Origin of the sequence: Herbaspirillum sp. B65 (assembly GCF_000333555.1) — a bacterium.
In the GTDB taxonomy this organism is placed as follows: domain Bacteria; phylum Pseudomonadota; class Gammaproteobacteria; order Burkholderiales; family Burkholderiaceae_D; genus Herbaspirillum; species Herbaspirillum rubrisubalbicans.
The window spans coordinates 1-21,819 of the sequence record NZ_BADI01000944.1 but is presented as its reverse complement, the minus strand read 5'-3'; the positions used below and the strand labels follow the sequence as shown (position 1 = coordinate 21,819).

The 21,819-nt window shown below is 60.8% G+C and carries 19 protein-coding genes and 1 pseudogene; 11 read left to right on the top strand and 9 right to left on the bottom strand.

Going from position 1 to position 21,819, the window contains the following annotated elements; genetic code table 11:
• Nucleotides 1-1,032: methyl-accepting chemotaxis protein (locus I5W_RS22060; protein WP_044530846.1), on the bottom strand; the 1,032-nt coding region annotated here is incomplete at its 3' end.
• A gap of 263 nt (nucleotides 1,033-1,295) precedes the next feature.
• Nucleotides 1,296-2,309, bottom strand: coding sequence for a serine/threonine protein kinase (locus tag I5W_RS22055; RefSeq protein WP_044530845.1), 1,014 nt, complete (start codon nucleotides 2,307-2,309; stop codon nucleotides 1,296-1,298).
• A 116-nt stretch (nucleotides 2,310-2,425) separates the two neighbouring features.
• Here I5W_RS22055 and I5W_RS22050 point away from each other — a divergent pair, with 116 nt between their 5' ends.
• Nucleotides 2,426-3,157, top strand: a complete 732-nt coding sequence (locus tag I5W_RS22050; RefSeq protein ID WP_044530844.1) for a UPF0149 family protein — start codon at nucleotides 2,426-2,428, stop codon at nucleotides 3,155-3,157.
• Nucleotides 3,158-3,261: 104 nt separating this feature from the next.
• On the opposite strand, the gene orn is transcribed toward I5W_RS22050, so the two are convergent.
• Nucleotides 3,262-3,831 carry an oligoribonuclease gene (gene orn / locus I5W_RS22045; RefSeq protein WP_008326970.1) on the bottom strand — a complete coding sequence of 190 codons (570 nt, stop codon included), beginning with the start codon at nucleotides 3,829-3,831 and terminating at the stop codon, nucleotides 3,262-3,264.
• A gap of 173 nt (nucleotides 3,832-4,004) precedes the next feature.
• On the opposite strand from orn, the gene I5W_RS22040 reads away from it, so the two are divergent.
• The 3 genes from I5W_RS22040 (at nucleotide 4,005) to rsgA (ending at nucleotide 6,671) form a co-directional block, all read left to right on the top strand.
• Nucleotides 4,005-5,306 carry a M48 family metallopeptidase gene (locus I5W_RS22040; RefSeq protein WP_044530843.1) on the top strand — a complete coding sequence of 434 codons (1,302 nt, stop codon included), beginning with the start codon at nucleotides 4,005-4,007 and terminating at the stop codon, nucleotides 5,304-5,306.
• Nucleotides 5,307-5,367: 61 nt separating this feature from the next.
• Nucleotides 5,368-5,724 carry a 4a-hydroxytetrahydrobiopterin dehydratase gene (locus I5W_RS22035; protein WP_044530842.1) on the top strand — a complete coding sequence of 119 codons (357 nt, stop codon included), beginning with the start codon at nucleotides 5,368-5,370 and terminating at the stop codon, nucleotides 5,722-5,724.
• Nucleotides 5,724-6,671 (top strand): ribosome small subunit-dependent GTPase A, encoded by a 948-nt coding sequence (gene rsgA / locus I5W_RS22030; protein ID WP_044530841.1) that lies wholly within the window; start codon nucleotides 5,724-5,726, stop codon nucleotides 6,669-6,671. Before I5W_RS22035 ends, rsgA begins: the two co-directional genes overlap by 1 nt.
• A gap of 12 nt (nucleotides 6,672-6,683) precedes the next feature.
• On the opposite strand, the pseudogene I5W_RS22025 reads toward rsgA, so the two are convergent.
• A pseudogene (locus I5W_RS22025) lies at nucleotides 6,684-8,844 on the bottom strand (TonB-dependent receptor).
• Between the two features lie 337 nt (nucleotides 8,845-9,181).
• Here I5W_RS22025 and argF point away from each other — a divergent pair.
• From argF to ppnP, 3 genes are all read left to right on the top strand, one after another.
• Complete coding sequence (argF, locus tag I5W_RS22020) at nucleotides 9,182-10,096, top strand: ornithine carbamoyltransferase (RefSeq protein WP_044530840.1); 915 nt, start codon at nucleotides 9,182-9,184, stop codon at nucleotides 10,094-10,096.
• A 70-nt stretch (nucleotides 10,097-10,166) separates the two neighbouring features.
• Entirely contained in the window at nucleotides 10,167-11,501 is a 1,335-nt protein-coding gene (gene argG, locus I5W_RS22015; protein ID WP_044530839.1) for an argininosuccinate synthase, read from the top strand.
• A gap of 42 nt (nucleotides 11,502-11,543) precedes the next feature.
• On the top strand, nucleotides 11,544-11,858 hold the full coding sequence (gene ppnP, locus I5W_RS22010; protein WP_044530838.1) for a pyrimidine/purine nucleoside phosphorylase: 315 nt from the start codon (nucleotides 11,544-11,546) through the stop codon (nucleotides 11,856-11,858).
• 77 nt (nucleotides 11,859-11,935) lie between these two features.
• Here the strand turns inward: ppnP and murB are convergent, their stop codons facing one another.
• On the bottom strand, nucleotides 11,936-12,967 hold the full coding sequence (gene murB / locus I5W_RS22005; protein ID WP_044530837.1) for a UDP-N-acetylmuramate dehydrogenase: 1,032 nt from the start codon (nucleotides 12,965-12,967) through the stop codon (nucleotides 11,936-11,938).
• A gap of 135 nt (nucleotides 12,968-13,102) precedes the next feature.
• Here murB and I5W_RS22000 point away from each other — a divergent pair, with 135 nt between their 5' ends.
• From I5W_RS22000 to I5W_RS21985, 4 genes are all read left to right on the top strand, one after another.
• Entirely contained in the window at nucleotides 13,103-13,588 is a 486-nt protein-coding gene (locus tag I5W_RS22000) for a YajQ family cyclic di-GMP-binding protein (RefSeq protein WP_013233444.1), read from the top strand.
• Nucleotides 13,589-13,945: 357 nt separating this feature from the next.
• On the top strand, nucleotides 13,946-14,506 hold the full coding sequence (locus tag I5W_RS21995) for a PAAR domain-containing protein (RefSeq protein ID WP_044530836.1): 561 nt from the start codon (nucleotides 13,946-13,948) through the stop codon (nucleotides 14,504-14,506).
• Complete coding sequence (locus I5W_RS21990) at nucleotides 14,503-15,207, top strand: hypothetical protein (RefSeq protein WP_044530835.1); 705 nt, start codon at nucleotides 14,503-14,505, stop codon at nucleotides 15,205-15,207. Before I5W_RS21995 ends, I5W_RS21990 begins: the two co-directional genes overlap by 4 nt.
• Nucleotides 15,204-15,728: a hypothetical protein gene (locus I5W_RS21985; protein WP_252717171.1), complete on the top strand. Its 525-nt coding sequence runs from the start codon at nucleotides 15,204-15,206 to the stop codon at nucleotides 15,726-15,728. The genes I5W_RS21990 and I5W_RS21985 overlap by 4 nt, the downstream gene beginning before the upstream one ends.
• A gap of 112 nt (nucleotides 15,729-15,840) precedes the next feature.
• On the opposite strand, the gene aroG is transcribed toward I5W_RS21985, so the two are convergent.
• The 4 genes from aroG to I5W_RS21965 form a co-directional block, all read right to left on the bottom strand.
• Nucleotides 15,841-16,914, bottom strand: coding sequence for a 3-deoxy-7-phosphoheptulonate synthase AroG (gene aroG, locus I5W_RS21980; RefSeq protein ID WP_044530834.1), 1,074 nt, complete (start codon nucleotides 16,912-16,914; stop codon nucleotides 15,841-15,843).
• Between the two features lie 564 nt (nucleotides 16,915-17,478).
• A complete protein-coding gene (gene tldD, locus I5W_RS21975) occupies nucleotides 17,479-18,939 on the bottom strand; it encodes a metalloprotease TldD (protein WP_017453673.1) in 1,461 nt (486 codons plus the stop codon).
• 25 nt (nucleotides 18,940-18,964) lie between these two features.
• Entirely contained in the window at nucleotides 18,965-19,771 is an 807-nt protein-coding gene (locus I5W_RS21970) for a carbon-nitrogen hydrolase family protein (RefSeq protein WP_044530847.1), read from the bottom strand.
• 76 nt (nucleotides 19,772-19,847) lie between these two features.
• The coding region (locus I5W_RS21965) for a YhdP family phospholipid transporter (RefSeq protein ID WP_044530833.1) at nucleotides 19,848-21,819 on the bottom strand (1,972 nt) is incomplete at its 5' end.

Sequence of the window (21,819 nt, the reverse complement as noted above, 5' to 3'; positions counted from 1 at the left end):
ATTTCGAGACACCTCGCCGCCCTTCCTGGCGATATCGCTGGCGGCCTTGGTGAGGCTGTCGGCTTCGCGCGCGCTTTCCACGTTCTGGGTGACGGTAGTGCTCAGTTCTTCCATCGAGGCAGCGGTCTCTTCCAGGGCCGAGGCCTGCGATTCGGTGCGTTGCGCCAGGTCGTTGTTGCCCTTGGAAATCTCGGCGCTGGCCGTGGCTACGTATTCCGCGTTGCCGCGCACGCTGCGCACCACACCGGTCAGGGAAGTCTGCATCTCGCCCAGGGTGTACAACAGGGGGCTGAATTCATCACGGGCCTCATCGCGCACATCGACCGTGAAGTCGCCGTCCTTGACCCGCTGCGCCACCTGCTGCGACTGCACCACGCGGCTGCGCAACACCCGTCCGATATACCAGGAGAACAGGCTCAGTCCAATGGCAATGACCACCACCAGCGAGGTCAACTGCATCCGCATCAGATTGGCCGAGTTACCGATGTCGAGCACTTCCTGCCCGACCGAACTGCCCTGGCGCGCACGCTCTTCGCTGAGCCACTTTTGCAGCGGAGCGAAGGCGGGTGCGGTCTTCTGCATCAGCATGGCCATGGCGTCATCGGTGCGACCGTCGCGGATGAGCGCCATGTTGGCCTCGGCCACCGGCCAGGTGACTTGCTGCAGCTTGAGCCAGTTACGATCGAAAGCATCCCGTCCTTCCTGGGTGGGCACATCCTTGAGATAGGCATTGTCGTTGTCGGTGATCTGCTTGCGCATGGCATCGACATCGGTCAGCGCTGCACGGATCTGCGCGGCATCCTTGACCAGCAAGGCCTGGCGCAAGTCCACCATGACCCGGGTCAGGTTCAGTTCGGTACTGGCGATGAGGGCCAGTTGAGTGACGCGGACCTCGCCGACGCGATGCGCCAGCTGGTTGACCTGCGACAGTTGCACCCATGAGGTGATGGCCAGCGCGCTCAAGGCTGCAATGAGCAGCCCCGAGACCCCGTATAGACGCGCACCAATGGAAAGTTTCGTGATCCCCAGCATATCGGCCCCCTTTTGACCTTATTGAATGAAGCATGAGGACAGGGAACCGTCAGATCGTCAGATCGTCATGCAGCACCCTGTCGCGTTGCTTTCCAACATAACAAAAGGGATCAGGCCGGTTTTGATATTCGTCAAAAGCCGGTAAGCGAGTAGTATTGATGATTTTTCAAAACAACATCTCCAAACACAATCCACTCGCAGGATGAGAAGATTCAAGCCTCAAAACAAAATGCGAGTCAATTATGCATTTTGGGAGCGGACCACTACCAGGCAAATGGCGCTTCCTGCATCAAGGCCACCTGCTCGCGCAATTCGAGGATGCGGTCTTGCCAGTAGCGCACGCTGCCGAACCAGGGAAAGGCCACCGGGAAGGCGGGATCATTCCAGCGCCGCGCCAGCCAGGCGCTGTAATGGATCAGGCGCAGGGTACGCAAGGCTTCGAGCAGGTTGAGTTCGCGCGGATCGAATTCGCAGAAACTTTCATATCCAGTCAATAGATCGCCCAATTGACGCGCCATCTCGGCGCGTTCGCCCGACAACAGCATCCACAGGTCTTGCACCGCAGGCCCGCTGCGACTGTCGTCGAAATCCACGAAATGGGGGCCGGCGTCGGTCCACAGCACATTGCCGACGTGGCAGTCGCCATGCAGGCGCAACTGACGGCTGTGGCCGGCGCGCTGGTAGCACTGGCGCACGCCGTCCAGCGCCTGGTCCACGGTGCTGCGGTAGGCGTTCAACAATTCGGCGGGGATGAAGTCATGCGCCAGCAGCCAATCGCGTGGTTCTTCGCCGAAGGTGGCGATGTCCAGCGCCGGGCGCGCGACAAAGGGGCGGCGCATCCCCACGGCATGGATGCGGCCGATGAAGCGGCCCAGGCGTTCCAGGGTGTCGGCATCGTCCAGCTCGGGGGCGCGGCCACCGTGGCGGCGGAAAACGGCGAAGCGAAACCCGGCATGACGATGCAGCGTAGCGCCATTGTCCAGGCGCATGGCCGGCACTACCGGCACTTCTTCGTCGGCCAACTCCTGCGAAAAGGCGTGTTCTTCCAGGATCTGCTCATCCGTCCAGCGCAAGGGACGGTAGAACTTGGCCACCAGCGGCGGGCCGTCTTCCATGCCGACCTGGTAGACGCGGTTTTCGTAACTGTTCAGGGCCAGCAGCCGGCCATCGCCATACAGGCCCAGGGCGTCGAGGGCATCGAGCACGGTGTCGGGCGAGAGGGTGGCGAAGGAAGTGGCGTCGTCGGACGGGTCGGGGGCGGGGGCGGCAGGTTTCATGCGCGTATTGTACTGTCGTACTGTCGCTCAGATGGCAGCGCCAAGCCCGACAACACTCGCGCCCCCGGCGCAATGCCTTTACACTCTCGCCTTTAGTATCTGTCATTGGAACCATCATGCATCTCGACCAGCCCCTTTCCGACGCCGAGTTCGACGAACTCGACGATTTTCTCCTCTCCGATCGCTGCGCCGACGATGTGATGACCATGGACACCCTGCATGGCTACCTGACGGCCCTGGCCATCGGTCCGCAGGAAGTGCTGATGGCCGAATGGTTGCCGCGGGTCTGGGGCAGCCGCCCCGAAGATACGCCCAAGTTCAAGAACGGCAAGGAAGCCGAGCGCATCACCAGCTTGATCGCGCGCAGCATGAATGAAATCGCCATCACCTTCGAAGTTGCGCCCAAGGAATATGAACCGCTGTTCTGCGAGCGCGAGCACGAAGGCAAGCCCCTGCTGGATGCCGAAGCCTGGGCCTGGGGCTTCTGGGAAGGCATCCAGTTGCGCGCGGCGCAGTGGGATGAAATCTTCCACTCCAACCTGGCGCCGCTGATGCGCCCGATCTACCTGCTGGGTTCGGACGAGCTGGAAGAGGAAGAAACCAAGCTCATCGATGACCCCATCAAGACCCACAAGCTAGCCATCGAGATCGAAGCCGCCATCCCGCACATCCACCGCTACTGGGCGCCCAAGCGCAAGTCGGCAGTGGAACAGGTGCAGCGCGATGCGCCCAAGACCGGCCGCAACGATCCCTGCCCTTGCGGCAGCGGCAAGAAATACAAGAAGTGCTGTGGCGCCGACTCTGCCGACTCTGCCGACTCTGGCGAGTCGGGCAACTCGGAAGAATAATTCACCAGGCACCATGAAAAAGGCGCGCCAGTTGCCGGGCGCGCCTTTTTCTTTCATATCGGGCTGGTTTTACCAAGAGCCAGCCCGGTATAAGCCTTAAAGCCTTACTCCTTGATGAAGTGCTCGCGGTAGTACTTCAGCTCTTCGATCGATTCCAGGATATCGGCCAGGGCCGTGTGCATCTGGCGCTTCTTGAAACCGGTGGCGATTTCCGGCTTCCAGCGCTTGCACAGTTCCTTGAGGGTGGACACATCCAGGTTGCGATAGTGGAAGAACTCTTCCAGCTTGGGCATCCCGCGCACCATGAAGCGGCGGTCCTGGCAGATGGAATTGCCGCACATGGGCGATTTGCCGGCCGGGACGTATTGCTTCAGGAAGGCGATGATCTGCTGTTCGGCATCGGCTTCGGTGACGGTCGAGGCCTTGACCCGATCGATCAGGCCGGAACGGCCGTGGGTGCCCTTGTTCCAGGCATCCATGCCGTCCAGCAGTTCGTCGGACTGGTGGATGGCCAGCACCGGGCCTTCGCCCAGCACATTGAGTTCAGCATCGGTAACCACCACGGCCACTTCGATGATGCGGTCCTTGTCCGGGTCCAGGCCGGTCATTTCCATATCGACCCAGACCAGGTTCATTTCGTTGGGGCGGACAGGCGCGGCGGGGGCTTGTGACATAATTCTTCCTTATTGACGGGATGGGGAATACTCCCCATCTTCTGCATGGTTCCATTGCTGGGTTCTCGCCTGGCGGACGCCGGGCGGCAAGGCGTTCAGTCCTGCCAGCGGCGCCCGACCGGGCGGTAGAGGACTTGAGCCATGAACGTTCGCCATTTTCGCACAGGGAAAGCATGTCTTCACTTTCGTTTTCGGTTTTGTTCGTCGTGTTCCTGGCCATCAGCCTGGGAGTACGCTTCTGGCTGGCCTCGCGCCACATCCGCCATGTCATCGCCCATCGCGCTGCGGTCCCGGCCGAGTTCGCCGAGAAGATCCCGCTGTCGGCCCACCAGAAAGCGGCCGACTACACGGTGGCGCGCACCAAGTTCGGCCTGGTGACGCTGGCGATCAATGCCGCGGTGCTGATCGGCTTTACCCTGCTGGGCGGCCTGCAAGCGCTCTCCAGTCTACTGCTGGGCTGGACCGGCGGGCCCGGCATGATCTACCAGATCGCACTGGTGGCCGGCTTTGGGATCATCTCGGGGGCGGTCGATCTGCCCTTGGACTATTACCGCCAGTTCAAGCTGGAAGCCGGTTTCGGCTTCAACAAGATGAGCCGCGCACTGTTCTTCAGCGACATGGCCAAGCAAACCCTGCTGGGCGCCGTGATCGGCCTGCCGCTGCTGTGGGTGGTGCTGACCCTGATGGAAAAAACCGGGGCGCTCTGGTGGCTCTATACCTGGATCGTGCTGTGCGCCTTCCAGTTGCTCATGCTGGTGATCTATCCCAGTTTCATCGCGCCGCTGTTCAACAAGTTCACCGCGCTGGAGGATGACAGCCTGCGCAGCCGCATCGAGGGTCTGATGCAGCGCGTCGGTTTCGCTTCCAAAGGCCTGTTCGTGATGGATGGTTCCAAGCGCAGCGCGCATGGCAACGCCTATTTCTCCGGCTTTGGTTCGGGCAAGCGCATCGTCTTCTTCGATACCCTGCTGGCGCGCCTGGCGCCGCAGGAGATCGAAGCCGTGCTGGCCCATGAACTGGGCCACTTCAAGCTCAAGCACATCCTCAAGCGGGTGGTGGTGATGTTCACGCTGTCGCTGGCCTTCCTGGCCTTGCTGGGCTACCTCAAGGGCCAGGCCTGGTTCTATACCGGGCTGGGGGTGGAACCCCTGCTCATGGGCAGCAACGATGCAATGGCGCTGATCCTGTTCATGCTGGTGCTGCCGATCTTCACCTTCCTGCTCTCGCCGCTGTCTTCGCTGTCGTCGCGCAAGCACGAGTTCGAGGCCGATGCCTTTGCGGCCCAGCATACCCATGCCCAGGATCTGGTCTCGGCGCTGGTCAAGCTGTACGAAGACAACGCCTCCACGCTCACCCCCGATCCGCTGCACTCGGCCTTCTACGACTCGCACCCGCCGGCATCGCTGCGCATCCAGCATCTGCATGGGGCGATGGCGGCCAGGCCGGTCGCGCCCGCCGCCGCCGGCAGTCACTGATTTTTACATCGTATTCACATTCAGGCAGGGATAGATGAACTATCCCGCCCAGGAGAACCCCATGAGCATCACCGCAAGCACCCTCGCCGCTGCCCGCTGCATCCAGCCCATCGAGGCCCTCGATGAGGCCGCCATCGCCAGCCATCTGGCCGCCCTGCCCGACTGGAAGATCGACGATGGCAAGCTGGCACGCACGTTTGCCTTCAGCAACTATTACCAGACCTTGGCCTTCGTCAACGCGATGGCCTGGATCATCCACGCCGAAGACCATCACCCGGAACTGGTGGTCACCTATAACCGTTGTCAGGTGAAGTTCGATACCCATAGCGTCAATCAAGGCCGTGGCGGCTTGTCGGCCAATGACTTCATCTGCGCAGCCAAGATCGACGTTATCTTCGCCCAGCGCGCCAACGCCTGATGGGAGTCCGCAAGCAAGGCGCGCGCGGCGCACGGGCGGGATCGGCCGAAGGCCGGGCCGAGCTGGAACAGGGGCTGGTCATTGCCGCCCACGGACGTCACTACCTGGTGCAGGCAGGTGAACAAAAATTGAATTGCGTCACCCGTGGCAAGAAGAGCGACGTCGCCGTGGGCGACCGCATCCGCCTGGCGCGCACCTCGGCCGACCAGGGTGTGATCGAAGCCATCGATGAGCGCAAGACCCTGCTGTATCGCTCCGACCAGTACAAGTCCAAGCTGCTGGCGGCCAATGTGGATCAACTCTTCATCGTGGTGGCCACCGAACCGAGCTTTTCGGACGACCTGGTCTCGCGCTCGCTGGTGGCGGCCGAGTCGGCCGGCGTAGCGGCACACCTGATCCTCAACAAGACCGACATCAGCGACGCCCTGCCGAAGACACGCGAGCGCCTGCAAGTCTATGCGCGCCTGGGTTATCCGGTGCATGAAGTCTCGGCCAAGGCCCACCCGGAGCAGACGCGCGAAGCCTTCCTGCCGCTGTTGGCCGGCAAAAGTACCATCCTGATCGGCCAGTCGGGCATGGGCAAGTCATCCATCATCAACCTGATCGTGCCGGACGCCGACATCGCCACCCGCGAGATTTCAGCTGCGCTCGATACCGGCAAGCACACCACCACCTTCACCCGGCTGTACCAGATGGAGCAGGAAGCCAGCATCATCGATTCACCGGGCTTCCAGGAGTTCGGCCTTTACCAGCTCTCCGAAGGGATGCTGGAACGCGCCTTCCGCGACTTTGCTCCGTATCTCGGCAAATGCCGCTTCTACAACTGCCACCATCTCAACGAGCCCGGCTGCGCCGTGCTGGAAGCGGTGCAGGCGAGCCAGATCGCCGCGCTGCGGCACCAGTTGTATGCGCAACTGGTGCATGAGTCCGCGCAGACCTTGTACTGATCCCGCCCTGCCTCAGAACTTGTAGGCTGCCGTCAACACCAGCGCCCGCGGGGCGCCCGGCACGATCTGGGAGACGCCGGTGGCGCTGGCATAGTGGCGACGGTTGGTCAGGTTGGTGGCTGCCAGCGTGAATTCGGCACGCTCCAGACGATAGCCCAGCAAGGCATCCCAGCGTGCATAGCCGGGCAATTCCAGCAGGTTGTCGCGATCAGCAAAGCGCGCGCCTTCGACCACTACGCCGGTCTCGCCGAACCAGCCCTGTGGCGGTGCGTAGGAGACAAACAGGCTGCCATTGCGCGCCGAGACACCCGATGGCCGCTTGCCGGTGAATTGCGCTTCGGCCTGCACACCTGGAATTCTGGTGCGTCCAGCCGCCGCGCAGGAACCAGTGGGGTGCCAGTTCCCCGGCCACGCTCAATTCGATGCCACGATTGCGTTCCTGCCCGGTCTGGCTGAACACGCCCGGTTGCACCGGATCGGGCACGGTGCGGGTATACAGTTCCAGTTGGAACCAGGCCAGGGTGGTGCTGATCCTGCGCTGCAACCAGTCGCTCTTGACCCCGACTTCCAGTTGCCGGCTGAACTGCTGCCCCAAGTCGGTGGCATTGCCGCTGGCGCCCGGAGTGATGCCGATCACATCGCCGCCAACCGATGCATATGTCTTGCTCTAGGAGGCATATAAGTGCTGATCCGGCAGCGCTTCTCACACGGCGCCGATGCGTGGGCTCAAGGCATTGGTAGAACGCTCGCTGCACAGCTTGCTCAAGCGGATGTGCGAATCGACCTCGAAGTGGTCCCAACGCAGCCCGGCCAGTACTTTCCAATGCGCGCCCAACTCGATCTGGTCTTGCGCATACAAGCCGGTGGTGTTGACCTTGTGATAGTTCATCTGCCAGGGCTCGGGCATGGAACCGATATTGTTGCGATTGTCGGGATTGATCAACGACACCGGTATTGCCGAGCCCATCCACAGGCGCGGCTCGCGCTTTTGCCAGCCATATTCGGCCCCGGCCAGCAACTGATGCTGCATCCCGCCTGCGGCCAGCGTGCCCAGCACTTCCAGGTTGGCCTGTACGTTGCGATGTTGCAGGTTCTGCAGGAAGCGACTGCGCTGCACGCCGCGCAGATTACGCCCGGCACTGACGAAGGGCTGGCTGACGAAGGTATTGTCGAAGTCGCTGTTGAGATCGAAGACGCTCACGACTTGTCGCACACTCCAGTCGGCCGCAATGGCGCGCGTAATGGTCGAGCGTAGGCTCAGACTGCTGTCGCGGATGAAGTCGCGCCCGGCAGCGCCGAAGAAGCTGCGATCGGACGCCACCGGCAAGGCATAGGCACTGGCCGTAGCGTTGTGGGTGAGAGCAGTCACCCGCGCCGGCACGCCGCGGTCGGGGGTGCGTTCGAATTCATCGTAATTGGCTTGCAGCAGCCAGCTGTCGCGGCCGGACTCCCACTTCAGGGTCGGTGCAAAGTACTGGCGTGTGCCGCGCACTTCGTTGCGGAAATTCGCCTCATGCTCGCGCCCGGCATTGATACGCAGGGCCCATTGCTCGCCCAGTGGACGATTCCAGTCGATGGCCCCGCCTTGCAGGCCATAGCTACCCCAGGTGAGGCTGGCTTGGCTGAAGGCCTCACGCCCGGGCTCCTTGCTGATGCGGTTGATGACGCCGCCGCCACTGCCCCGTCCATACAGCACCGCCGCCGGCCCCTTGAGGATCTCGATACGCTCGATGTTGCCCAGGCTGCGCACATATTGTGCATCGTCGCGCATCCCGTCGAGCAGCGTGTCTCCGGCATTGGAAAAACCCCGGATGCGAAACGCATCGAAACGCGTGTCAGAGACATTGGAAATACCCGGCACACCCGCCAGCGCCGCCGCCAGCCCGCGCCCGCCATAGGCCTTGACCTGCTCGACCTCGACCGCCTGCAAGGTCTGCGGCACCTCGCGCGGATCGGTGGCGGTACGGGTGGCACTACCCAGCGGACCGGGGCGCGGATCAGCGTGGTTGCGCTGGCCGCGCACTTCGACCGCAGGCAGGCGCGGGGCTTGGTTATCCTCGCGCTCGGCGCCGCCCTCGGCAGCCTGTACCGGTAGCGTACATAAGGCCGCCATCAGCGCCGCAGGCAAAGTGCGCAGCACGGGACGGGAGCGATGGATTTGCGAATGCGACATGGCGGCGTTTCCTTTCAGGGAATTGAAAGGCGCCGATTCTAGAGCGACAAATGAAAATAATTCTCATTTATGAGATGCCATTTACTGACGCGATGGAAATAGCGGGAATACCTCGATAAAAATGGAATTTCTTTTCGAAATCTTTCTGTGCGTGACTCAAAGGAATTTGAGATATGAATTTTTCTTCCGTGCAAGCCGGGCCTCAAGCCCACACTGGCCGCCAGCCACAGTTTCTTTGCAGCAAGTACTGCAGGTATCTTTTTAAGCCGAATCCCTTATAATCTAAGGAGTTAACGACTATCGGCGGCAGGCGCCACACTGGCCGCCGTTTTTATTTATGGCAATCAAACACTACCTTCAGTTTTCCGACTTTACGCTTGATGAATACGAGTACGTGATCGAACGTTCCCGTGTGATCAAACGTAAGTTCAAGAATTACGAGCCCCATCACACGCTGGCCGATCGTACCCTGGTGATGGTGTTCGAAAAGAACTCGACCCGCACCCGCCTCTCCTTCGAGGCCGGGATGCACCAGATGGGCGGCGCGGCGATCTACCTCAACACCCGCGACAGCCAGCTTGGCCGCGGCGAACCGGTGGAGGATGCGGCCCAGGTGATGTCGCGCATGTGCGACGTGATCATGATCCGTACCTACGGCCAGGAGATCATCGAGCGCTTTGCCAAGCATTCGCGCGTGCCGGTCATCAACGGTCTGACCAACGAGCAGCATCCCTGCCAGGTGCTGGCCGATGTGTTCACCTACATCGAACATCGCGGCAGCATCCAGGGCAAGATCGTGGCCTGGGTCGGTGACGCCAACAACATGCTCTATTCCTGGCTGCAGGCGGCCGAGGTGTTTGGCTTCCACGTCAACGTCTCCACCCCCAAGGGCTACGACATCGATCCGGCGCAGGTCTCGCCGGGCAACCAGCACTACACCTTCTTCGCCGATCCGGCCGATGCCTGCCAGGATGCCGATCTGGTCACCACCGACGTGTGGACCAGCATGGGCTACGAGGCCGAGAACAATGCCCGCCTGAAGGCCTTCGATGGCTGGATCGTGGACCAGGCCAAGATGGCGCGCGCCAAGCAAGATGCGCTCTTCATGCACTGCCTGCCCGCCCACCGTGGCGAGGAAGTGGCCGCCGAGGTGATCGATGGCCCGCAATCGGTGGTCTGGGAAGAAGCGGAAAACCGCCTGCATGTGCAGAAGGCCCTGCTCGAATACCTGGTGCACGGCCGCTTCGAGTAAGACCGCCCTGCCCCATCGTCGTACCGCAAGAATCACGCTCAACAATTCACTTCATCGCAACGTCAAGATCATGTCCAACATCCTGCAATCCGTCCCGGTCAATCAAAAAGTCGGCATCGCCTTCTCCGGCGGCCTCGATACCAGCGCCGCGCTGACCTGGATGCGCCAGAAGGGCGCCGTCCCCTACGCCTACACCGCCAACCTGGGCCAGCCGGATGAGCCGGACTATGACGCCATCCCCAAGAAGGCCATGCAATACGGCGCCGAGCAGGCACGCCTGATCGATTGCCGCGAACAACTGGCCAACGAAGGCATCGCTGCGCTGCAAAGCGGCGCCTTCCACATCTCCACCGCCGGTGTGACCTACTTCAACACCACCCCGCTGGGCCGCGCCGTGACCGGCACCATGCTGGTGGCTGCCATGCGTGAAGACAATGTCGACATCTGGGGCGACGGCAGCACCTACAAGGGCAACGACATCGAGCGCTTCTACCGCTACGGCCTGCTGGTGAACCCCAACCTGAAGATCTACAAGCCCTGGCTGGACAACACCTTCATCGACGAACTGGGCGGCCGCAAGGAAATGTCCGAGTTCATGATCAAGTCTGGTTTCGACTACAAGATGTCGGTGGAAAAGGCCTACTCGACCGACTCCAACATGCTGGGCGCGACCCACGAAGCCAAGGACCTGGAATACCTCAACAGCGGCATCAAGATCGTGCAGCCCATCATGGGCGTGGCGTTCTGGCGCGATGACGTGGAAGTCAAGGCCGAGACCGTCACCGTGCGCTTCGAAGAAGGCCGTCCGGTGGCGCTCAACGGCAAGACCTTCGCCAGCATGACCGAGCTGATCCTGGAAGCCAACCGCATCGGTGGCCGCCATGGCCTGGGCATGAGCGACCAGATCGAAAACCGCATCATCGAAGCCAAGAGCCGCGGCATCTACGAAGCCCCGGGCCTGGCCCTGCTGTTCATCGCCTACGAGCGCCTGGTCACCGGCATTCACAATGAAGACACCATCGAACAGTACCGCGACAACGGCCGCAAACTGGGCCGCCTGCTGTACCAAGGCCGCTGGTTCGATTCGCAGGCCATCATGCTGCGCGAAACCGCCCAGCGCTGGGTGGCACGCGCCATCACCGGCGAAGTGACGGTGGAACTGCGTCGCGGCAATGACTATTCGATCCTCAACACCGAGTCGCCCAACCTGACCTACCACCCGGAACGCCTGACCATGGAAAAGGGCGAAGGCAGCTTCTCGGCCATCGACCGCATCGGCCAGCTGACCATGCGCAACCTGGACATCGCCGATACCCGTCAGAAGCTGGCGATCTACCAGAACACTGGTCTGCTGGACTCCAGCACTGCCGTGTCGTTGCCGCTCTTGGGCCGCGACGAAAAGTAATTCCTGCTGGATTCACCTTTACCGTTTAATGGAAGCGATTCGATGAGCACTCAATTCGACAACGTCACCGTCCTGAAAAAGGGCAACGTCTACTTCGACGGCAAGTGTGTCTCGCACACCGTGCTGTTGGCCGATGGCAGCAAGAAGACCCTGGGCGTGATCCTGCCTGCCAGCCTGACCTTCAATACCGGCGCGCCGGAAATCATGGAAATCAACGGCGGCAGCTGCCGCGTGCGTCTGCAGGGTGAAGAAGCCTGGAACACCTATGCTGCAGGCACCACCTTCAGCGTGCCGGGCAATTCCAGCTTCGATATCGAAGTCACCGAGACCCTGGATTACGTCTGCCACTTCGGCTGATCTGACCGAGTTTCAACAAAAAAGCCGTCCAGTAGCGATACTGGACGGCTTTTTTACGTCTTCACGTTTGAGCCTGCCTAGATGAAGACCGGTTCCGGCTCCAGCTGCACGCCGAACTTTTCCTTCACGTCATCCTGTATCGCCTGGGCCAGCCTGGCCACCTCAGCCCCGGTGGCGCCGCCCCGGTTGACCAGCACCAGTGCCTGTTGTTCATATACCCCTGCACGCCCGATGCTCTTGCCCTTCCACCCGCAACGGTCGATCAGCCAGCCGGCGGCCAGCTTGTAGTGGTCATCATCGACGCGATAGCTGACCAGGTTGGCATATTGCGCCAGCAGCGTATCGCGCAGGCGGGCCGGCACGATGGGATTCTTGAAGAAGCTGCCGGCGTTGCCGATCTTGGCGGGATCGGGCAGCTTGTGGGTACGGATGGCGATGACGGCCTCGGCGATGTCCCGCGGGCCGGGTTCGGTGATGCCGCGCTGCTGCAAGGCCTGGGCAACGTCGGCGTAGTTGGCATTGGCTTGCCAGCGCTTGGGCAGGGCGAAGCTGACCTCCAGCACCACGGCGCGCTCGCGCAGCTCATGCTTGAAGATGCTGTCACGGTAGCCGAAGCGGCAAGCGTCGCGGTCCAGCGTCAACAGTTCGCCGCTGACCAGGTCGAAGGCGCGCAGGCTATGGAAGCGGTCCTTGATTTCGATGCCGTAGGCACCGATGTTCTGGATCGGTGCGGCACCGACGCTACCGGGGATGAGTGAAAGATTCTCCAGCCCACCCAGGCCCTGTTGCAGCGTCCACTGGACGAAAGCGTGCCAGTTCTCCCCGGCGGCGGCGCGCACGTAGGTGAAGTTTTCATCCTCGCCGGTGATTTCTATGCCCCTACCCTGCATATGCAACACCAGCCCGCTGAAGTCTTGTGTCAGCAGCAGGTTGCTGCCGCCACCCAGCACCAGGCGCGGCAGGGCCATCAGGGCGGCATCCTGGCGCAACGCGTGGAGGGACTCGATGCCCTCGACGGGCAGGTAGGCATGGGCCAGCGCCTCGATACCGAAGGTATTGAGGGTGCGCAGGGAAACGTCGTACTGGACGGGAAGTGAAGAAGTGCTCATAGGGCTGGGATTATATCCCTCACACACGGCAAATCCGCTGTCAGCGGCCCGGCGATGGCGGCTGGCGCGCCACTCCGTTAAAATCACGGCTCAGACGCCGGCCTTCGCCGGCTGCAAGAACATAAGGAACAAGCCATGCCCTCATTCGATACCGTCTGCGAAGCCAACCTGGTGGAAGTCAAGAACGCCGTGGACCAGGCCAACAAGGAAATCTCCACCCGCTTCGACTTCAAGGGCACTGACGCCCGCGTCGAGCAAAAGGAGCGCGAACTGACCGCCTATGCCGACTCGGACTTTCAGCTCAGCCAGGTGCGCGACGTACTGACCAACAAGATGACCAAGCGCAACGTCGATGTGCGCTTCCTGGACGAAGGCAAGATCGAGAAGATCGGCGGCGACAAGGTCAAGCAGGTGATCAAGGTGAAGAATGGCATCGAAAGTGACGATGCCAAGAAGATCGTGCGCGTCATCAAGGATAGCAAGATGAAAGTGCAAGCCAGCATCCAGGGCGACGCCGTGCGCATCACTGGCGCCAAGCGCGATGACCTGCAGGCAGCCATCGCGCTGCTGCGCAAGGAGATCAAGGATATTCCGCTGGAGTTCAACAACTTCCGTGATTGATACGGGGCATTTACCCCTGCGGTACCTGCGACGCCGGCTTTTGCCGCGTTTGTTTTTTGGGGGTACCTTGGAGTTATTCGAAAAACTGTGGCTGATGCTTAAGGGCAAGCGGGTTGACCGCTTGCCAAATTTAGACTCCTTCCACCCAAAAACGTCAGCACTTCTTCTGTGAGCGCTGATGGGATGTTTGGGCAACCGCCATCGACTGATGGAAGGAGCAAAAATGGAATACACGGAATCTGATGGGCGGCTCCGGGCAGCCGATTTTTTAGCCTATATCGACAAGCGCCCGGTGAAGGGCTCCCATGCGTTGGCCACACTAGGCTCAGCCTACCAGGCCCCGACGAGGGAGCAGGTATGAAGATCATCGGTTGGATTCGCTATGGCGATAAAGCGGCCTGCGGCGGGACGGTGATTGAGGGTGACCAGACTTGCATCAGCCATGGGCGTGCTTATGCATTTCAAGGTGCTCGCGTGGCCTGTCGTAAGGACTGTGTCATTGCTGATGGATTTGCGCGCTCTACGCTCACCAATGGACGCGCACGCGTGATTCATGGGATGAAGACGAGTGCTGGGTGTCCATTGCTTTCTACGCTCAATGAGGTTGATGGCGTGGGCAATGCGAGCGGTGAAGCAGTCACGATCAATTTTTATCAAACAACCCAAGGCGACTGGCTACCAAAGTTTGGACCTGAGCATCTCACAGAAGAAAGCCCGGATGAACAAGTGCGTGCCATCGATGACAAGACCGGCGAACCCATACCCGATCTGGCCTATTACATTGAAGCCCCGGACGGAACTACTTACAGCGGGTACACCGATGCCAATGGTCTATGCGAACGGGTCGTGACCTATCACCCGGAGGAACTGAGCGTCTGGTTCGGCGAGGATGCAGAAACAAAAATACGGGAGGGATGATGGGGGCAAAGGTCAAGACTAATCACGAAAAGGGCTCGATTGTGCCATTGCCTTACAAGCGAAAGGTTCGCCTGTTGCTGTGGGGTGGCGCTTATAAAACGAATGACAACTTCACCTTTGAATGGACTGTGCGCAAAGTAGTCAAAGACTACAAAGCCCGTGACCAGAACAAGTACGAAGTCATCTCCAAAAAAATCGAATCGGCCAGCGACTTATTGGCTGCGCTTAACGGTCAAGAAGACAACAGTATTCGCTCATTGGACTTGTTCACCCATGGGGGGCCAGAACACTTCTACATGGTTTCAGTACGTAGTGACCGCGACGGAGGGCTGAATAATTTCCGTTGGTACCGATACATCTTTCATAACAGGTCATTTCCGCGCAGTTACCTCGGCAAAGTGAAATTCAGTAAGTTCACAGAAAACGCCAAGGTAGAAATCCACGGTTGCCAGACAGCGAAACATCCGAAAGACGAAAACAACATTGCGGCCGACTTCTCCCGGCGACTTTACTCGGCCGGAAAAACCAAGTCTGCTGTGATCGGGCATACGACAAACATAGCACCAAATATCAACGGTGCCAAAACCACCGACAAAGAGCAGGACTACCGGCATGGAGAGCGGGCTATCTTCAAGAACGGCCAACTGGTTCGGCTGACATTACAAAGAATGGCACTAGACGAGGAGAAGCTATCTCAATGAAACAGCTTCCTAAACAAATCCGGCGTATGGGCTTTGCTGCGTTGTTCGCTTTGGTGGGCGCTATTGCGGTACTTTATTATCCTATTCCGCTATCGCCCCCCAACGTTTCAATCGAGGTGTTCTATGTTCGCTATGCGTGTGGCGAATGCTATGTGCAACATCGCATTCTCAAAGCCAGCACTAGCGCCGGAGAGGGCCCGCTGATAGAGCAGACAGAACGAGACTTCCATAACGAAAGCGACAGCCCCATCAGATTCATCGGCTGGGATATCTTGGTGTTCTACAAGGGTGACGACGAGGCCATCAGCAGGTACCTGGACACACATCTTCACTCGAATGGTTCCTGTCGAGCACCTACGTTTAAACTCAAGGGCCAGTTGAAGCGGAAACTGATTTATGCCTTGCTATATAACGGTGACATGTACGATGGAACCTATTTCGACGCGAACTCGGGCATCGTTATAAATGACAACACCGATCAAGCTTGCAAGGACAGACCGGAAGATGCGGTATTGTCCTGATTCGGCTGGAGACCTCGTCCCTAAACAACAAAGCCCTGGCTCCCACCAAGGCTTTGTTCACTATCTCACACCAGCAAGCACCGGCGCGTCAATCTCTCACCAACGACCACCCTCAAGCCGCATCCCGCTCATCCCCCACCAAACGGCGCTGCTTGACCGAATCCGCCAAGCCTTGCAGTACTTGCAGACTCTCTTCCCAGTTAATGCAGCCATCGGTGATGGACTGGCCATAAGTCAATTCCTTGCCCGGCACCAGATCCTGGCGGCCGGCAACCAGATGCGATTCCACCATCACGCCGACGATACGGCTATCACCACCGGCAATCTGGCGGCCGATGTCGGCGCAGACCGGGATCTGGTTTTCCGGCTTCTTGGAGCTGTTGGCGTGCGAAGCATCGATCATCAGACGCGCTGCCAGGCCGCTCTTGGCGATATCCTGGCAGGCTGCGTCCACGCTGGGAGCATCATAGTTGGGCTGCTTGCCGCCGCGCAGGATGATGTGGCAATCCTCGTTGCCGGCGGTGGAGACGATGGCCGAGTGGCCACCCTTGGTCACCGACAGGAAATGGTGCGGCTGCGAAGCAGCCTTGATGGCGTCCACGGCGATCTTGACGTTGCCGTCGGTGCCGTTCTTGAAGCCCACCGGGCAGGACAGGCCAGAAGCCAGTTCGCGGTGCACCTGCGATTCGGTGGTACGGGCACCGATGGCGCCCCAGCTGATCAGGTCGGCGATGTATTGCGGGCTGATCACGTCCAGGAATTCGGTACCGGCCGGCAGGCCCAGCTCGTTGATGTTCAACAGCAGTTCGCGGGCCGCGCGCAGCCCATCGTTGATGCGGAAGCTGTTGTCCATGTAGGGGTCGTTGATCAAGCCCTTCCAGCCCACCGTAGTGCGCGGCTTTTCGAAGTAGACGCGCATGACGATTTCCAGTTCGTTCTTGTGGCGCTCACGCTCCACCACCAGGCGGCGCGCATATTCCATGGCGGCCTTGGTGTCGTGGATGGAGCAGGGGCCGATGACGACCATCAGGCGGTCATCCTGGCCGTGCAGGATGCGATGCAGCGCAGTGCGGGCTTCCGCGGTGGTGCGTTCGACCTTTTCGGTGCAGGCGAATTCGCGGATGAGATGCGAGGGGGGGACCAGTTCTTTCATTTCTCGGATGCGAAGATCGTCAGTGCGCGGCATTTTTTTCTCCTGGAGTGCTGCAGTTATTCAGCTGGGAACTTGACCAAAAAAAAACCGCCATCACTGGCGGTTTTTTAGGAAATTCGGTTTTGTCTTTTTACGAACGCTTACCGCTTTTCACCGCCGTGGGGCTGGAATAGCTAAAGTAAAAATAAAAATAAGCGCGGACGAAAGACATGTCTGGGGTCATGGGTTAAGTGAAGCAGGCATTCATAGTGCTACAAATCAGGGGCTTTGGCAAGCTTCAACATGGAAATCGGGCGTTGCAGTGAAAATGCATATATTATCCACATAAGTCATATTAAATGACGATTTAATGTACACACAATGATTTAAAACCACATTAACGCAACAAAAAATCAGAGGCCATGCAAGCCTTGTTCAAACCTACCGCCCTCTTCCCCTGTGGCTATCCTGCAAAAAAAGTGAATATTTGATCTGAGCACATGCCTCTCATAGGCTTTTTCCGGGCTTCTGCAGCGTCCTGAAATGAAAAAAAACGCCGGCGTTGACACCGGCGTTTTTCATGCAAGCGACTGCGCACAACAGCCAATCGATCATCGATCAGGCAGTGCCGCCCACGGTCACGCCATCCAGGCGCAAGGTCGGCTGGCCCACACCGACCGGCAAGTTCTGACCTTCCTTGCCACACACACCTACACCCGCGTCCAGGCGCATGTCGTTGCCGATCATGGAGACGCGGTTGAGCACGTCAGGCCCATTGCCGATCAAGGTGGCGCCCTTGACCGGGTAGGTGATCTTGCCATCCTCGATCATGTAGGCTTCGCTGGCAGAGAAGACGAACTTGCCGCTGGTGATGTCGACCTGACCGCCACCGAAGTTGACCGCATACAAGCCGTTCTTGACCGAGGCCAGGATCTCGCCCGGATCCTTGTCGCCGCCCAGCATGTAGGTGTTGGTCATGCGCGGCATGGGCAGGTGGGCGAAGGATTCGCGGCGGGCGTTACCGGTCACGTCCATCTTCATCAGACGGGCGTTCATGGTGTCCTGGATGTAGCCCTTGAGGATGCCGTCTTCGATGAGCGTGGTGCACTGGGTCGGGTTGCCTTCATCATCCATGTTGAGCGAACCGCGACGGTCGGCGATGGTGCCGTCATCGACCACGGTCACGCCCTTGGCCGCCACACGCTCGCCGATACGACCGGAGAAGGCGGAGGAACCCTTGCGATTGAAGTCGCCTTCCAGACCGTGGCCGATGGCTTCGTGCAGCAGCACGCCGGGCCAGCCGGGGCCGAGCACCACCGTCATCGGGCCGGCCGGGGCCGGGCGCGAGTCCAGATTGACCAGGGCGGCCGCCACCGCCTCGGAGGCATAGTGTTCCAGCAGGGCGTCGGAGAAATACGCGTAATCGTAACGACCACCACCACCACTGCCGCCCATCTCGCGACGACCGTTCTGCTCGACGATCACGGTTACCGCGACCCGCACCAGCGGGCGGATGTCCGCCGCCAGTACGCCATCAGCGCGCGCCACCAGCACCACGTCGTATTCACCGGAGAGGCTGGCCATGACCTGCTTGACGCGCGGATCCTTGGCGCGAGCGATGCGCTCCAGGCGCTCCAGCAACTGCACCTTGGCAGTAGCGTCCAGCGAGGTCAGCGGATCGTGCGGCAGGTACAGCGCACGGCCACCGGCCTGGGTCATGGCGCCGGCCACCTTGATCTTGCCGCTGCCCTGGCGGGCGATGGTGCGGGTCGCGGCAGCGGCGTCCATCAGGGCCGATTCGGAGATTTCGTCGGAATAAGAGAACGCGGTCTTGTCGCCCGACACGGCGCGCACGCCCACGCCCTGGTCGATGGAAAAGCTGCCGGTCTTGACGATGCCCTCTTCCAGGCTCCAGCCTTCGCTCTTGGTGAACTGGAAATAGAGGTCGGCGTAATCCACCTTGTGCGTGAACATGCTGTCCAAGGCCTTGAGCAGCTTGGATTCGTCCAGGCCGAAGGGAGTCAGCAGTACGTCGCGCGCCACTTGCAGGGCGCCCATGTTGGGTTCAAATAATTTCATAGCGTCTCGTCGGAAGGCAAAAGGGTCAAAGCTTGCGGTGGCGTAGCGCCGGTAAACATTCTCGAACATATTGTAGACGATGGGGGTCAATGTCGCCGATCACAATTCCCTCCCCCTCCGGCAGCACCGCAACGATCTCGCCCCAGGGATCGACCAACATGCTGTGGCCCCAGGTGCGGCGGCCATTGACATGCTGACCGCCCTGGGCCGAAGCCAGCACATAGCATTGGTTCTCGATGGCGCGGGCGCGCAGCAGCAACTCCCAGTGGGCGCGGCCGGTGGTATAGGTGAAGGCGGCTGGCATGACGATCAGGGCGCACTCGCCCATGGCACGGTAGAGCTCCGGGAAACGCAGGTCGTAGCACACCGACAAGCCGACCCGCCCGAACGGTGCCTCGAAGCTGCGCACCTCACTGCCGTATTCGATGGTGCGGGCTTCATCGTAGTTTTCTTCACCTCGCACGAAATTGAATAAATGGATCTTGTCGTAACGCGCCACCCGCTGGCCCTCTGGCCCATAGACCAGTGAAGTATTGAGCACCTTGTCGGAAACCGCCGACTGAAGCGGCAGTGTACCACCCACCAGCCACAGGCGATGCTCGCGCGCCAATGCGCTCATGTGTTGCTGGATCGGACCGCTGCCATCGGCTTCGGCATGGGCCAGCTTGTCGCGTTCATGGCGGCCCATGATGGGCCAGTACTCGGGCAGCAACACCAGTTGCGCGCCCTGCTGCGCGGCCTGCGCCACCAGGCGCGCGGCGGCACCGAAGTTCTGCTCTACCTCGGGCGTGGAGACCATCTGTAGCGCCGCCACCTTGAATGACTGGGTCATGTCTGCCTCCCGCAAGACCGGAAAAAAAGAAAAGGAACGGCCAGTATCGCCCATCCTGGCCGCACGCGCAGCGCCTTCAGGCGCCGGAATTGATGACCGGGCCAGGCTGGGGCGAGCGGCGTGATGGCACAGGGACAGCCGGCGCGGCCGGCAGTGCAGGCGCACTGTCATTGCCCGGCGTACCCGGCTTGCCCTCCTGGCCCTCTTGGCCCTTCTGCAGCACTTCCTTGGCGCGTTCGGCATCCACCGGCGAGACCTGGCCCTGCTTGACCACGATGGGATCGCTCCAGGGGCCGGTCACCTTGTATTCGAAACTGAGCGACTTCATCACCGGATTGCGCAGGAACAGTTGCGCCAGCAAGGTGCTCACGCCCACCACCGGATTGACCGCCATGGCCACCACCGAGGCCGTGCCGAGGTTGATCTCGGGGATCACCACCACATGCAGATCCTGGGTTTCGCGGGCGATGTCGGCCGAGCCGCTCATGAGCACCGAGGCCGTCACGCCGGTCATCTTGAGGTTGTCGGTACTGGCGATGCCCTTGGCGATGCTGGCCGTGCCGGCCACGGTATCGAAGGCGAAGCCTTGCGAGAACACGTCGCGGAAGTCCAGCGTCAAGCGGCGCGGCAGTGCCTGCAGGTTCAACACGCCTAACAGCTTGGCCGCGCCCGGATCGACCTTCAGGAACTGGCCCGAATGCACATCCATATGCACCTGGCCGGCCAGGCTGGCCATGTCCATCGCATAGGGTGGCGCCTTCCAGCTGAGGTCGCCGTCGAGCTTGCCGTGCCCGCCGCGGATGGTGCCGGGATAACCGAAGCGCTCCAGCAGCTTGCCGGCATCCTCAATGTCCAGCGCATAGGTGAAGTTGGAGGTGTGGTTGCTGCCGAAGGTGAGCCAGTTGCCGGCCGCGCGGAACTGGGCATCGGGATTGGCCAGCAGCAAGCGGCTGATGCGCCACTCGCGGCCCACCGAAGTGAGGATATTGCTGGCATCCAGCTCCAGCCGTCCCAGCTTCTTGCCGCCCAGCTCGAACTGCTCGGCGCGGATGTCAAAGGCTGGCATCTGCAGGTTGTCATCGTGCTGGTTGGCCGAGGTCGGCGTCGGCTGGGCCGTGTCGGTCGCCGCAGCGGACTTGGGGATGATCAGCGTAGACAGGCGTGCCGTCACCTTGCCAGGGCCGCGGCCACTGCCCGAGTCCTCCCAGGTCACGCTGCCAGAGGCCTGTTGCGACTCCAGATTGATCTGCCATGCATTGCGGCGATGGGCCGCTTCCAGGACCAGCTTGTTGAGCTGCTTGCCCATCAGGGTCAACTCGCCCAGGCGGGCCGAGATGCTGTCCGGCTCCAGGTATTGCGTGACGTCGCTGCTGCCCAGGCGGCTGGGAGTAGTGCCGCCCGCCCCAGCTTCCTTGCCGGTCAGAGCCGTCTTCAGCGCCAGCCAGGCGTCCACGTCCAGGCTATCGCTGGCCAGCGCCAGTTTCAGACCGGAAGCCGGTGTCGGTGCCGGCTGGTTCCAGCCGATGCCGCCGCTGGCCACGCGCCAGTCGTTGCCCTTGCCCGCCACGCGCTCGCGCACGTAGCGCGCAGCGATGTTCGATCCCAGCGCCAGACGCATCTCCTCGCGCTCGATCAAGGGATCGGCCGAGGCCAGGGGCAGCAGGTCCAGGTGCATCGGCAGGCTATCCTGTACGCCCTTGCGCAAGGGTAGCGGCAGGTCCACGCCCAGGCCGGCCAAGTTGGAGTCGATACTGACCTCCGGCTGGTGCTGGCGCACCTGCACCGTAGCGGTATAACGGGTGCCGCCCGAGAAGCGCGCCAGCAGGCGCTGCAACGAGGGCTCGGGGTATTGCTTGCGCAGGTTGTCGATATTGATGGCGCCCTCCAGGCGCACCTGGCTACTGCCATCCTTTTGCGTGCCGCCACTGATGGCCAGGTTATCGCCCAAGAACTGGCCGCGCACACCGTTGAGGGTGAAGCCATGTTCATTGAACTCGACCTTACCGCTGGTGCGATAGATCGGCGGCAGCTCCGGCAGCAGATCGACA